This is a genomic window from Acinetobacter sp. TAC-1 (assembly GCF_029025845.1).
Lineage (GTDB): Bacteria > Pseudomonadota > Gammaproteobacteria > Pseudomonadales > Moraxellaceae > Acinetobacter > Acinetobacter guillouiae.
Window position 1 is genome coordinate 3,026,942 of sequence record NZ_CP118892.1, and the last position, 14,174, is coordinate 3,041,115.

Consider the following 14,174-nt stretch of genomic DNA (forward strand, 5'->3'; position numbering starts at 1 on the left):
CCATTTGCTGAATGCAATGGGCGAATTGTTCAGTCCATCACGTTGTGGACTGTAAAATATTAAACGGTGGTTTTAACTTACTTTTTTCAATTCGATCTGAAAAGGTCCGCAAAACATCTTGTTTATATTGATGAATATCCACATCCGCATAATTATAAAAACCCTGCTTTTCACGAAGGCCATTACGCTGCTGCCGCATATTTTCCGCAATAATTTCAGGTGTACGAAAACGCTCACCCAGCTCTTTTTGCAAATATTGCGAGGCATAATACAAAATATCGCCACCGCCCCAATCAATAAACTCCAATAAGCCTAAAACAGAAAAACGCAAACCAAAACCGGTACGAATAGCAATATCTATATCTTCTGCCGAAGCGACTCCATCTTCAACCATACGTGCCGCTTCATTCATTGCCAAGGCCTGAATCCTTGGCACGATATAGCCCGCCTTGGCATTACAAACCACAGGTACCTTACCAATCGCCTGTAGAAATTGCTTAAGCTGAGTCAACACCTCATTTGAGGTCTGGTCAGAACGGCTTAACTCCACCAAAGGCATGAGATAAGCAGGATTTAGCCAGTGTGCATTGACCACTCGCTCAGGATGCGAAATCATTTGCGCAATATCCGTCACTAAAAATGTGGAGGTGGTCGAAGCCACAATACACTGCTGTGAAAGATATTGATCCAGCCAAGCAAAAATTTCTTGTTTGGCTTGTTTTACTTCTGGTACAGCCTCAAGGATCAACGCACAGCTTGGCAATATGCCTGTAGCAGCCTGTTTAGATAAAATCGCAACCTTATCCAAAATAAAATCTTGCTGCTCCGCTTGAATAAACTGAATTTTCTCAAGCAACTGTAACTCTTGCTGTAAATCAGCACGAATTTGAGTTTGATATTGTTCGAATTCAGCTTCACTGCGTTGTTTTGCATCAATCAAATCAACGTTTAGTCCTGCATAGGCAAATGCAATCGCAATGGCTTTGCCCATACGTCCAGCACCAAGCACCGCAATTTTTTCGATCATCTGCATTTTAGACTCCTTGTTGCAAAATCGCTTGCAGTTCTGCTGGGCTTTTATCCGCAAGACCTAAACGCTCAAAAGTACGTCCTTGTTGATATAAATCCTTACCCGTGACCGCTGACGCGATATTCAACAAGCCCTCAGCAACAGGGGTTGCGACACCTGCCCAACGTCCCACAGAAACTAAAAAAGATAATCCTAAACGAGTGTCTTCTAACATATAGCGATGTGAATCTAAGTCGATATCCTCACGCCAGTCACCACTGTCGGTTAATTTTCCATGTGCCCCACGTCCATACATCCATTCATCACCCTCACCTTCATGATTATAATGATCCGCCAAAGGAAAATGTGGTGCGACATATCCCAATGCTTCACGTACTTGTATTCGTTCCGCATCGAGTTGATTGGTGACACGACGAATTGAGGGTTGAGTACCTTCGTTATGAATATCCCACGCTTCAAAATGTTCAAGTGGACCCGCATTCATCAAAATCAAAGGTGGATGAATAATGGGGCCAGCATTCATCAATGCACCACTTAAGCTGTCTTCAACGGGTTCAACGCTAGGATATGCCTGCTTAAGCACTTGAAATGCCTGTTGTGACAACACGCTTGGAAACACGCCTGTGGGTAACCGGGTCGCATAACCACTAATCACAATTTGATTCACCCCATGTTTACGCACCAAATAAGGCAAAGTTCCCGTTTCTGCAAATGCCACTTGCGCAGTGTTGCCTGCTTGTTGCATCGCCTTGGCAAAGATAAAACTACCAAATGTCGCTGGTGGCAAGTACACCACTTGCCCTGCTTTAAAAAATGGCGCTGCTTGATGGGCTAAATCATCATGTGTGGTCGCAGGTAATGGAATAATAATCAACTCGGCATGTTCAATGGCGCGTTGCAAATCATCAGACAAATTAATCTGACTCTTTTCAAAACCCACCGTCACAGTACGATCGCCCTGATAATCTTTAATCTTTAATTGCCCAGTGGCAGCAAGTTGTTGTAAAGCATCTGAATCACGGCGCCATAACAGCACCTCATGCCCTTTTTCAGCCATTTCTGCCGCAGCTGCATAACATCCATGACCGCCACCTAAAACTGTAATTTTCATCATTGCTCTTCCTGATTTATTTCAATTCATCATAGAAGCGCAATAACCTGCTGGCTTATCCAAACACGCAACACCTGTTCAGTTTACGAAAGCATTGTACTCATTTGAACAGGACTCATTTTTAAAGTTTTAGAGGGCAAACACCCATAGCGTTTTTTATACAGCGTAGAAAAATGCCCTAAACTTTGGAAGCCATGACGCAGCACAATATCCGTCACTGTTTCATTGGTTTGAGCTTGCTGTAAAGCCTGATGTACCCGTTCAAGTCGCTGATCACGGATATACTCGACTGGGGTTTGTTGTAAATACTGGCTAAAGCCTTTTTGCAATGTGCGGATCGACACCTCACAACACTGGCTTAAATCCGCTAATGAAATTGGTTGTTCTAAATGATCCTGAATATATTTTTGTGCTTTTTTTAAATAGCCGGGCAAAATATGCTGTCTTTGCAAATTAAGCTGGTCACTATAGTTATTTGGGATCTTTAATAAAATTAGTTCAATTAAATACTGGGTAAAACTCGCAGAGATAAAGCTCCAATTTTGAATATGATAATAGGCATGGCACAAATAATTGAGGGTTTCAATAATCGAGTCTATGCCTTCTTCGGTACAGGACAGGCTCATATCAAAGATAACCGGTTCATGACTGGTATACCCCAACATTTTAAACAATTGGGTTTCTACATCATGTTGAGCAAGTTTTAAAATAATATTTCGGCAATGCTGATTGGTCTGGATTTGCTGTTGAGTATGCGGATGCGTAATCGACATTATCCCGACTGACTGTAGCACCTGTTGGTCTTCTATACCGACTTTACATTGGCCTTCCAGTGTCAAACGAAATAAATAAAAATCGGAAACTTCATCAATGGTAATTATCACAGGGGCACTATATTTAAGATCGTACAAGGCACAATTTCCAAAGCGAAAACCATTTAAACGGGTATTTAGCGGTTCACGCACTTCCACCTCAAAACGATGAGGGCTTAAATAATAGCTGACCTGATCTTTAATGGTTTGATAATCATCCGATTTAAACAACAGCAACTCATTTAGATAATCCAACTTGAAAAAATGTTCCATTCTTTCACTCCCTGATTATGGATTGACCAAACAAGTCACGAAGCCCCTTACAAAGAATGGGCTTTGTGACTGATTGAGAGCACCATCGAATTAAGAGGCATGTTCCTGCTGCATACTAGCACTAAATGCCTTGCAGCCCTTTTTCAATAAGATAAATGCCAACACACATGAAATCGTACCCACGATAGACAAAGACATCCCCACCATCAGTGGATTTTCAAAGATTTTATCTGTAATCAATGCCACCAACGTGGTACCGATTCCAACCGCAACCAAATTACTGATCAGCAAAAATACAGCTGAGATTTGTGCGCGCAACTGATTCGGTGCCAGCATTTGCATTGCTGTAGTTGAAATTGGCATTGGGAAAGAGGCAAAAAACATGGCAGGGACCAGAAATACCACAGAAAGCCACAGCTCATTGACTTGGGTAAACACCATAATTGGTAAAATTAATCCCACGATGCCGATCACACCGGTAATCATTGGCGCGTCCTTACGTCCTTTTTGAATAAACCAGTCATTGAGCCAGCCTGCACAGAATACGCCAAGAATATTTGCCACCAATAACACCGTGCCTAGCATATAGCCTGCTTCTGTCGGTGTAAGGCCAAACTTACGCATGTAAAATGCTGGTGACCAACTAATCAAGCAATACAGTGCCATTGCATAGAAAGTAAAACCTAAATAATGGCAAGTAAAAGTACGACTATGTTTTTTGATAAACTTAAACGCATCTTTCATATTGGTCTTTTCAACTTGACCTTGTGCATTTAAACGCTGACCTTTGCGTTGCGGTTCTCTCACCGTAAGTAACACCAGTAAGCCAATAAACACCCCAGGTAAGCCCACGATAATAAATGCCGCCTGCCATGCTCTTAATGCACCAAATAAAGGAACCTGAATGGTGTCCATATTTTTAAGCAAGCCAATCACATAACCGCCGACCAGAAAAGCAATCCCTCCACCGACAAATGAACCAATTGAATATACTGCAACAGCACGGCCTAATTTGTCCTTACTGAACATATCACTAAACATTGAATACGCTGCTGGAGATAAAGCAGCTTCGCCCACCCCAACCCCCATACGGCTTAAAAACAGTTGAATAAAGTTTTTACTTAAGCCACAGAATGCAGTTGCAATGCTCCAAAACACCACCCCGACTGCAATAATTTTTGGTCGAGAAAATCGGTCTGCCAAATAGGCCAGTGGCAACCCCATAAAGGCGTAAAACAACGAAAAGGCGAGACCATGTAATAGACTAAATTGGGTATCTGACAAACCTAGATCAGCCTTAATCGGTTCAATCATCAGTGCCAGTATCTGCCGATCTATAAATGAAAAGATATAAGCCAACATGCACAGCGAAACAACATACCATGCATATGTATTTGAATGAGAGCCTGTTGACTCTGGTGAATGAGTATCCATTTTTCTTCCTTGTCCATGCATTTTTATGATTGGTATCTTTAAGAAGAGGTCGCGTATTCGAGGAAATATCCATTTCCTATCCACCTTCATAAAGAAAAGCTTAACCCACTATAGTTATTTTTACATGGAATTTTCCATGTTATTTTAAGTATATAGTTATACCTTTTACTTCACAATGCTCAACTCGAACAAATTTATTTTATTTAAAATAATAGATATCAATAAGATACTCTGTTTTTTAAATTGTAAATTATTTTTGGGAGCGTTCTTGAAACATACGTTAAAAATTTAATTTTAAAATAATATTGAATTTTACATTTATTTTTACATAATATAAAAAATACACCTCTCATAGGAAATGGATATGCCGCTGTCAAAACAAGATGCAATTGAAAGTATACATAGCATGCACGTACTGATTGAACGTATTTTTAACGGGAAACATACAGAACAAGATCTTCCCCTACTTATTGAATATTTTTCCGATCATTTTGAGATGGTCGGTGCAGCTGGAAAGCGTTTTTCCTTGGCCGATGTCAAAGGGCTGTTTAGCAATAATCAGGGCAAGATGCCAGATCTAAAGATCGAAATTTATGATGAACAAATTTTGATGCAAAGTGAACAAAGCATTGTTCTCACCTATACTGAAAAACACACCAAGGAATCAGGAATTCTAGTTCGACGTTCATGTGCACTGATTGAAGAGATTCAAGGAAAAATGCAGTGGAGTTATTTACAAGAAACCTTTTTACCTTAAATAGCCGTCAGTCTTAATAACTTCATTTTTCAATGCAACGCTTTAAGTTCAATAAGATATCAATTTAGAATATAAATGATTGAGTTGCGACTTAAAGCTTAGCTCCCCGTTTTTGGCAAACACTTTGTCTATTTTCATCCCTATTATTAAAATTTTACTTAAAAATACAATTACGGTGAAGTCCAATTCAAAAATATTATTTATTTCAAAAGCATGCATCTTTTTATATGCAAAGTTGATTCAACAATCCTATCGCAATCTCCTCAAGAAAAATGTATCTAAGCATTTAATCTGCATAAAGTGGATAAACACATGGAAAATCTGGATAGAGCCCTTCTTTAAATCGCGGTTCAATCAAACAAAGGACTGATTGGATAGAGGAAGAGCCCATGACTGCACGTAACCTCGCCGAATGGCAAAATTTTGTACACAGCTGTATCGATTTTCGACCAAATGATGGTGTTTATCGAATTGCTCGCGATATGTTTACCGAACCAGAACTGTTTGATCTCGAAATGGAACTCATTTTTGAAAAAGTCTGGATTTACGCTTGCCATGAAAGTGAAATTGCCAATAACAATGATTTCATTACAGTACAGATTGGCCGACAACCGATCATTATCAGCCGTGATGGTAAAGGCGAACTACATGCCATGGTCAATGCCTGTGAGCATCGTGGTGCAACCTTGACCCGTGTGGCCAAAGGCAATCAGTCTGTATTCACCTGCCCGTTTCATGCTTGGTGTTATAAGTCGGATGGCCGTTTGGTTAAGGTCAAAGCGCCAAATGAATATTGTGAAGATTTTGATAAATCCAGCCGTGGTTTAAAACAAGGCCGTATTGCCAGCTATCGTGGATTTGTTTTTGTCAGTCTGGATACTCAGGCTACAGATTCACTGGAAGACTTTTTAGGTGATACTAAAGTGTTTCTTGACTTAATGGTTGATCAATCACCAACAGGTGAGCTTGAAGTATTACAAGGTAAATCTGCTTATACTTTTGCAGGCAACTGGAAACTACAAAATGAAAATGGTCTGGATGGCTATCACGTTAGTACCGTGCATTATAACTATGTTTCCACTGTTCAACATCGCCAGCAAGTCAACGCAGCCAATGGCAGTGAACTCGACACTCTCGATTACAGTAAATTAGGTGCGGGTGATGCCGAAACGGATGATGGCTGGTTTAGCTTTAAAAATGGGCATAGTGTGCTGTTTAGCGATATGCCAAATTCAGCAGTACGTCCTGGTTATGATGTGGTGATGCCGTATCTGCTGGAAAGATTTGGGGAAAAACGCGCTAAATGGGCCATGCATCGTTTACGTAACCTCAACCTTTATCCAAGCCTGTTCTTTATGGATCAGATCAGTTCACAACTGCGTATTGTCCGTCCAGTGGCGTGGAATAAAACTGAAGTCATCAGCCAATGTATTGGTGTGAAAGGTGAGTCAGCGGAAGCACGTCGTAACCGTATTCGCCAATTTGAAGACTTTTTCAATGTATCAGGATTGGGTACACCAGATGATCTGGTGGAATTCCGCGAACAACAAAAAGGCTTTCAGGGGCGTTTAGAACGCTGGAGTGATATCTCACGTGGTTATCACCAATGGAATTATGGCCCATCACAAAATTCACAAGACCTTGGTATTGAACCGGTGATTACAGGACGTGAAATTACCCATGAAGGATTATATGTCAACCAGCATGGTCACTGGCAACGCCTGCTCCTCAATGGACTCAATAAAAAAGCACTTAAGATGCAAGAAGTCACTTTTTTAAATCAATCTGTTACGGATGAGGTATAACCATGTCTCTAGAACTTCATTTTGCAGTTTCTCAATTCCTTTATAAAAAAGCGGAACTGTGTGATCGCTATGATTGGGATGCTTATCTCGAACTCTATGATGAAGACAGCGAATATCATATCCCACAATGGATTGATGATCATCACTACGTTGAGGATCCCAATCAAGGTTTGTCCTATATTTATTACCCCGATCGTTCAGGACTTGAAGATCGTGTGTTCCGTATCCGCACTGGAAAAGCAGCTTCTGCAACGCCTTTACCGCGCACTCAACATAATATTCACAATGTACAAGTAAAGACTCAAGAAGATGGTTTGGTCGAGGCAAAGGTAAGCTGGCGCACGCTTTATAATCGTCAGGGCCTTGAAGGATGCTTTTATGGTCATGCCACTTATTTGCTCCGTCCAACTGAAGATAGCTTCCGTATTCGTCGTCAACACAGCGTATTGCTTAATGACAAGATAGATTCGGTTCTCGATTTCTATCACGTCTAAGGAGAAATACAATGAGTCATTCTGTTGCACTCAACTTTGCCGATGGTAGAACATTTTTTATCGCGGTACAGGAAGATGAATTACTGTTGGATGCAGCAGTTCGTCAAGGAATCCACCTCCCGCTCGACTGCCGCGAAGGTGTTTGTGGAACCTGTCAGGGAAAATGTGAAACGGGTATTTATGAACAAGAATATGTCGATGAGGATGCATTAAGCGAACGTGATTTGGCTGAACGTAAAATGCTGGCTTGCCAAACACGGGTTAAATCTAATGCCGCTTTTTATTTCGATCATAGTTCCGAAATCTGTAATGCGGGTGAAGCTTTAAAAATCACTACGGTGGTTACTGCTGTTGAATTGGTTTCAGAAACCACTGCGATCTTGCATCTCGATGCCAGTAGTTTTGACAAGGAACTGAATTTTTTACCAGGTCAATATGCACGTTTACAAATTCCAGAGACTGACGATTGGCGTTCTTATTCATTTGCCAATCGTCCCAATGCCAACAATCAACTTCAGTTTTTAATTCGTCTGCTTCCGGATGGTGTAATGAGTAATTATCTCAGAGAACGTTGTCAGATTGGACAAAGCCTGATGATGGAAGCACCTTTAGGTAGTTTTTACCTACGTGAAGCTGAACGCCCTTTAATCTTTATTGCAGGTGGTACAGGCTTATCGGCTTTTTTAGGTATGCTCGATAATATTGCCGATCAACCAAATCAACCCTCAGTCCAACTCTATTATGGTGTCAATACAGAAGCCGATCTATGTGAACAAAAGCGTTTGATCGCCTATGCAGAAAAGATCAAAGACTTTAGTTATCATCCGATCATTTCAAGCGCCTCAGAACTATGGCAAGGAAAATCAGGCTATATCCATCAACATCTGGATAAACAACAACTTCAACAACAACGCTTCGATATGTACTTATGTGGCCCGCCACCGATGATCGAAGCCGTCAAATCTTGGCTAGATGAGCAGTCTATCGAAGATTGTTCGATTTACAGTGAGAAATTCTTACAGAGCAATACAGTTAGAACTTAGTTTTAACAACAAAATGCGTGTCATATCTTAAGATATGACACCAACTCACAGCAGGGTTAAGCTCAAGATGATTCAAATCTTATTTGGGCAACAAAACTTATTAAATAGCGAAATCATAGGATGATTTATTGATGGAATTTGGATATTTTTTCTACGTCGTCTGAATATTTCAGTTTTGTGATATCCTGATATTTAAAATAATATGAGGATTTTTAATATAATTATATTATTCAATAAGTTATATCATTAAAAACAACTAAAAATAAATTGATCATTTTAGTCAGATTTGCTATACATAGAGATAGATCTTAAGGAATAGGATCATATAAAGAGTACAAAGCATGATCAACGCTATCCTTTATTTTTTTAAAAATACCATAACGTTTTTATTGATTTGATCACGCCAAACTAGACTAAAAATATGTTGTATCGAGGTATTTTACTTGGTCTATTTTTTGCTTAACTCTTTATATCACTGCCAGCCACTTAAAGTTTTAAGTATTGTTTAGTGCATTTTTAATCAGGTCATCATGTGACATAAAGATTAGCTGTAATAAACAAGCCAGCCAAAAGGAATATTTATGAGTCAGGTCGATCCTACTATGGAATTCAATGGACGTCATTTACAGCAATGTCCCATTTTTTCATCGCAAAACTTAGTCTTTCAGCATCAAGACTTAGGCGAAACCTGCAAAAGTGTTGGGCAAATCTTCAAACCACATCTATTAAAAATCGTACAACAACAAAACGATTTTCACTCATCCATGCACCATCTTAAAGCAGGACGATTATCCATCAGTCGTCTGGAATACAGTGCCGATGTCTATATTGAACCTGACCATTTAGAAAAATTTTATCTGATTCAAATCCCAACACAGGGATATGCAGAAATTGAAATGAATCAACAAAAATTTATTTCTTATCCGCAAGTTGCCTCTCTAATTTCACCCGAACAATCGCTAAAAATGCGCTGGCATGCCAACTCACCACAGCTGATTCTCAAAATTGATAAAGATGACCTTTTACAGCACTGCCGCCAGCATCTTCCAGACGCACAGCAGCACCCTCCTATTTTTGAACCCAAGCTTGATCTTTCTACCCAAGGCGGTGCTTATTTTTTCCAATTGATGCGTACATTGATGGATGCGCTTGCTTGTGCACAGCATCCTTTGCATCACCCAATGGCATTTAAGCAGTTTGAATCCAGTCTATTTAATGCCCTGATTTACGGCCAAGCCAACAGCTTATTGCATCAAATCGATCAGTACAGAGAAAAAGCCATTTCACCTTATTTTGTCAAACGTACTGAAGCCTATATGCGTGAAAATCTACACGCAAATTTAACCATTGAACAACTGGCTGAACAGGCAGGCGTAAGCGTACGTACCTTGTTTGCAGGATTTAAAAGCTTTTTAAACACCACGCCAATGTCATATTTAAAAGAGTTGCGTTTTGAACAAGCGCATATGGAACTCCTACAAAATGAGCATGTCTCAGTCACAGATGTCGCGTTTAAATGGGGCTTTAGTCATCTTGGGCGTTTTTCTCAGGAATATAAACGTCGTTATGGTGAATTGCCCTCATGTACACGCCGTAGCACCCTTGAACAGCAAGATCTTAGGTTTAAGCCGTATTCTTAAGCAACCGATGATTTTTAGTTAAAGAGATTTTATTCATTATAAAAAATTAAAAAACCTATTTAGACGTATCTAAATAGGTCAAGTATATCTGTCAGTATGTTGCCATAGCGTTTCAAATTAGAAGTGATGAATATAACGTAATTGCAAACGAGTTCCTTCAGGACGATTTTTTGCATCCTGTTCAAAATAGGCATTTGTCACGATATGATCATGTTTAGAAAAGCTATACATCGCCCCCGGTCCAATCGCCCACACTTGTTCACGTGTGCCTGTTAATTTTTCACCCTCTACTTTCGTGTCGGTCATTTGCTTGAGCCAGTAACCATTGATCCCTAAGCGTAATTGTGGTGTAAGCGCATAGTCTGTTGCAAAATTGGCATGGATCGCTTGCCCTGCTTGAATATCATCTGCAAGACCGAAGCTATAATTTGGATCATCATTTTTAAAATTGTACAAATAGTGCAGACGTGTAGAAACCGTCCACTTGGGATTAAACCAATAAGTTGCTGCCCAGTATGGATCAAATGAGACGGCATTATTGCCCGGATTAATATTTTTATTCTGATCATATTTTCCTGTCGGTAAATTAACCTGAAATTCAAAACGTTGTACGAATTTGGGCCCATCTTTGCCCATGACTGGGTCAAACTGGATAAATGGCCCAATCATCAGATCACCAAAACCCCCTTGGGCTTTAATCGCGGCATTATTTAAACCATCATCCATATCCATTTTACTGACAAATGGAATCAGCACATTCAATCCTAACGATGCATGTTCACCTACACGCACATCGGACAGATAACTGACTTGTTCAACAATGACTTGATAATTTAAATCGGTCTTGGGTAAAGCTAACCGATGAGCTTGATTGTCTTTTAACTTGTTCGAATCATAATTTTGCAGATACGTTTGAGAATACCACCCCGGCCCAGCAGGCAGTCCACCATCCAGAAAACTGGTCATGCCCAGATTCACTGTCGGCAAGTCATAGGCGTGTGCTGCAACCGCTGTTAAGACCACTGTTCCAGCAAGAAAACCTCTTTTGATCACATTATTTTTCATTTTCGATCCCCGAAAAAATCACGATCAAAATTGATCGTGATTGTTGCTGTTAAATACTCAGTTCTGGATGCGCTGCAGCAATACGATACTTGCCCGCATGAAACACCAATGGCTCACCAATACGATGTTGATAATGTTCAATCTGACCAATAAAAATCAGATGATCCCCCCCTTCATATTGATTTACGTTTTTACATACCAATGTTGCCAATACATCTTCTAGTAACGGTAAACCGCGCTCACACTCACGATGTGCAATGTTGGCAAACTTATCCTCTGAACCACGGGCAAAATGCCCTGAAAGTGAGTGATGTTCTTGTGCCAGCATATGAATCGCAAAATATTCGGCCTCAGTAAAATCCAATAAACTTGGTGCAGTCTTTGACAAACTCCATAAAATCAGCGGCGGATCGAGTGATAGTGAAGAAAACGAGTTGGCTGTCATCCCAATTTTTCGTCCATCTCGTCCACGGGTTGTAATCACCGTAACCCCTGTAGCAAACAGCCCTAACAGGTTGCGGATTTCTCTTGGATTTTCCGTATCAATCGGTTTTAAATCCAGTTCCTGCGATGTGTTGATATTCATACCATTCACCTTTGACTTTGCTTCCCTGTTAAGCCACTTTTTGACAGCTTTTCGATTCGATAAAATGCTGTGCCTGTTCTGGATCAAACCACCATGGGGCAAAATTGCGTGGATTATCAAAATTATTGGCAATACTCGAAGCAATGGCATGGTTCTGCTCAGCCGCCGCCAAAAGCTCAATCATGTGCGGTTGTGGTGGCAACAATAAACTGTTGGTCCAAGCCACGACTTTTTCGGCATATGCCCAATAACGTTCAAATGTCTGTTGCATCCATTCATCTGTAAATGTTTGATTGTCATGCGCTAAAATGGCATCGAAATAAATTTTGCTACACTTGGCAGCATTGTTTGAACCTTGCCCAGTGATTGGGTCGTTCACCACTAACGCATCGGCCATACCAAAAACTTTACGACCAGATGGCAGGGTTAATATCGGTTTACGCACTCCCGGTGGAAAACGTCCAGACAGATAGCCACCAGCGTCGGTTAATTCAATATTTTCACAACGTGCTGCTTCCCAAGGCACATATTTGTTTAAAATATCTTTACTCATTTGCAAATGCTGTTCTGGTGTTTTTGCATCTTGCCAGCAATCCATCGGCCCACCAGGAATGCCTTCAAACACCATAATTTCACAAGCACCTGTAACTGTAAGTGCTGGAAAACAGAAATATTCACCCACTTCTGGAATCACGTTAAAAGTCACCCGAGAATACGGCGACATCTGCTTCATACCTGTCACATAGGTCAAGGCAAGCGCGCGTTGTGGCTTATCAAAGCAACTACGCGCTTCATCACGCTCGAACTGTTTAACCACTTCTCCCTTACCTGCGGCCAGTAAGACCAGCTCATATTCAGCAGTGAGCTGTTCCAGTTCATCTATTCCAACATCTTGAATAATCAACTGACCACCACGACGCTCAAACATTTCCATCCAGTACGGCATCTTGACGCGCTGATCTACCGATTGTGCATAACGCTCCAATCTTGCACTCCATGCAAAGGCAGGCTGTTTTGTTTCTGGGTTGACCAGTGTAAATCCAATCCCTTCAACCGCTGGACATTGCTCTTCCCAAAAATTAAGTCCAACATCACGCTCTGTTTGCAAGGCCGTGTGAAACATACACTGACTCGACATGACCTTGCCCTGACGAATTTCATCGCCAGTACGATTGGTGACAATCGTCACCTCATAACCTGTGTCTAATAATCCTAAACCGAGCTGCAATCCAGATTGACCCGCTCCTACTATAGCGATACGACGCATCATGGTTCTCCCATATTTTTTAATTCATTGAGTGTTTTAAATGTTTGATTTGCTATCACGCTTCATCGGCTAAACGTGGAATAGCTGGTTGATTCCTTTCAGGCCCCATGACGGAGTAACCACCATCGACGGCATAATCTGCGCCTGTCACAAAACTTGCGGCTGGCGAGAGTAAAAACAGCACCACATTGGCCACCTCTTCGGGATGACCTAGACGTCCCAACAAATGATAGTCAGCTGCTACGGCATCAGCTTTGCTTCGGTTATTGCCACTAACGTCGGCAATCACCCGTGACCATGTCCAACCAGGTGATACCGAATTAACCCGTACCCCATCTGCTGCAAAATCCATCGCCATGGACTGGGTGAGTTGTCGCATCGCTGCTTTTGAAACGGGATAAAGCCAACGTCCTGTTTGTGCAAATTTGGCGGAGATCGAGGTGAAATTGACAATCGCACCATGCTTGGTTTTTAAATCCTCATAAAACGCACGGGTCAGTTCGACTGCTGAAAGCAGATTAATATTCAATGCTTGTAGCCAGTCTTCACGTGAGGATTTAAAGCCATCATCCAGATAGGTACAGGCCAGATTGACCAAATAATCAACTTTGCCAAAGCTGTCGTGAATTGTTTTCACTGCGTTTACAATCGCCACATCACTGCTTAAATCAGTTTGAATAAATTGCGCTTGCCCGTGCATGGCATCCGCCACTTGCTGTCCTTGTTGGTCAATATCCAGAATAATGACTTTTGCGCCTGCATCGACCAGTGCTTGAACCACGGCCTGACCAATCAGGGTTGCGCCGCCACTGACCACAGCGACTTTCTGATTCAATTGAATATCCATATTCCACTCC

General features: G+C 41.1%; 13 protein-coding genes. 5 read left to right on the forward strand and 8 right to left on the reverse strand.

Annotated features, from left to right (window positions below; all coding sequences use genetic code 11):
• Positions 1-37: 37 nt before the first annotated feature.
• The 4 genes from PYV58_RS14095 to PYV58_RS14110 all read right to left on the reverse strand — a co-directional run bounded on the left by PYV58_RS14095 (position 38) and on the right by PYV58_RS14110 (position 4,660).
• Positions 38-1,033: a 3-hydroxybutyryl-CoA dehydrogenase gene (locus PYV58_RS14095; RefSeq protein ID WP_034614175.1), complete on the reverse strand. Its 996-nt coding sequence runs from the start codon at positions 1,031-1,033 to the stop codon at positions 38-40.
• A gap of 1 nt (position 1,034) precedes the next feature.
• On the reverse strand, positions 1,035-2,141 hold the full coding sequence (locus tag PYV58_RS14100; RefSeq protein ID WP_034614172.1) for an NAD/NADP-dependent octopine/nopaline dehydrogenase family protein: 1,107 nt from the start codon (positions 2,139-2,141) through the stop codon (positions 1,035-1,037).
• A gap of 83 nt (positions 2,142-2,224) precedes the next feature.
• Positions 2,225-3,226 carry a helix-turn-helix domain-containing protein gene (locus PYV58_RS14105; protein ID WP_034614169.1) on the reverse strand — a complete coding sequence of 334 codons (1,002 nt, stop codon included), beginning with the start codon at positions 3,224-3,226 and terminating at the stop codon, positions 2,225-2,227.
• Positions 3,227-3,316: 90 nt separating this feature from the next.
• Positions 3,317-4,660: an MFS transporter gene (locus PYV58_RS14110; RefSeq protein ID WP_004721612.1), complete on the reverse strand. Its 1,344-nt coding sequence runs from the start codon at positions 4,658-4,660 to the stop codon at positions 3,317-3,319.
• Between the two features lie 364 nt (positions 4,661-5,024).
• Between PYV58_RS14110 and PYV58_RS14115 the strand changes: the two genes are divergently transcribed.
• From PYV58_RS14115 to PYV58_RS14135, 5 genes are all read left to right on the forward strand, one after another.
• Positions 5,025-5,417: a hypothetical protein gene (locus PYV58_RS14115; RefSeq protein WP_034614166.1), complete on the forward strand. Its 393-nt coding sequence runs from the start codon at positions 5,025-5,027 to the stop codon at positions 5,415-5,417.
• 389 nt (positions 5,418-5,806) lie between these two features.
• The gene (gene antA, locus PYV58_RS14120) at positions 5,807-7,222 is read left to right on the forward strand and encodes an anthranilate 1,2-dioxygenase large subunit (RefSeq protein ID WP_034614163.1); all 1,416 of its coding nucleotides are present in this window, start codon (positions 5,807-5,809) and stop codon (positions 7,220-7,222) included.
• 2 nt (positions 7,223-7,224) lie between these two features.
• Positions 7,225-7,716 carry an anthranilate 1,2-dioxygenase small subunit gene (gene antB / locus PYV58_RS14125; protein WP_004721618.1) on the forward strand — a complete coding sequence of 164 codons (492 nt, stop codon included), beginning with the start codon at positions 7,225-7,227 and terminating at the stop codon, positions 7,714-7,716.
• Between the two features lie 11 nt (positions 7,717-7,727).
• Positions 7,728-8,759 (forward strand): anthranilate 1,2-dioxygenase electron transfer component AntC, encoded by a 1,032-nt coding sequence (antC, locus tag PYV58_RS14130; protein WP_004721619.1) that lies wholly within the window; start codon positions 7,728-7,730, stop codon positions 8,757-8,759.
• A 581-nt stretch (positions 8,760-9,340) separates the two neighbouring features.
• On the forward strand, positions 9,341-10,399 hold the full coding sequence (locus PYV58_RS14135; protein ID WP_034614159.1) for an AraC family transcriptional regulator: 1,059 nt from the start codon (positions 9,341-9,343) through the stop codon (positions 10,397-10,399).
• Positions 10,400-10,516: 117 nt separating this feature from the next.
• On the opposite strand, the gene PYV58_RS14140 is transcribed toward PYV58_RS14135, so the two are convergent.
• The 4 genes from PYV58_RS14140 to PYV58_RS14155 are packed head-to-tail and all read right to left on the reverse strand — an operon-like array spanning position 10,517 to position 14,164.
• Positions 10,517-11,464 carry a transporter gene (locus PYV58_RS14140; RefSeq protein ID WP_034614157.1) on the reverse strand — a complete coding sequence of 316 codons (948 nt, stop codon included), beginning with the start codon at positions 11,462-11,464 and terminating at the stop codon, positions 10,517-10,519.
• Between the two features lie 49 nt (positions 11,465-11,513).
• Positions 11,514-12,044 carry a flavin reductase family protein gene (locus PYV58_RS14145; RefSeq protein WP_034614219.1) on the reverse strand — a complete coding sequence of 177 codons (531 nt, stop codon included), beginning with the start codon at positions 12,042-12,044 and terminating at the stop codon, positions 11,514-11,516.
• Between the two features lie 34 nt (positions 12,045-12,078).
• Positions 12,079-13,317: a styrene monooxygenase/indole monooxygenase family protein gene (locus PYV58_RS14150; RefSeq protein ID WP_034614217.1), complete on the reverse strand. Its 1,239-nt coding sequence runs from the start codon at positions 13,315-13,317 to the stop codon at positions 12,079-12,081.
• Between the two features lie 55 nt (positions 13,318-13,372).
• The gene (locus PYV58_RS14155) at positions 13,373-14,164 is read right to left on the reverse strand and encodes an SDR family oxidoreductase (RefSeq protein ID WP_034614154.1); all 792 of its coding nucleotides are present in this window, start codon (positions 14,162-14,164) and stop codon (positions 13,373-13,375) included.
• Positions 14,165-14,174 lie beyond the last annotated feature (10 nt).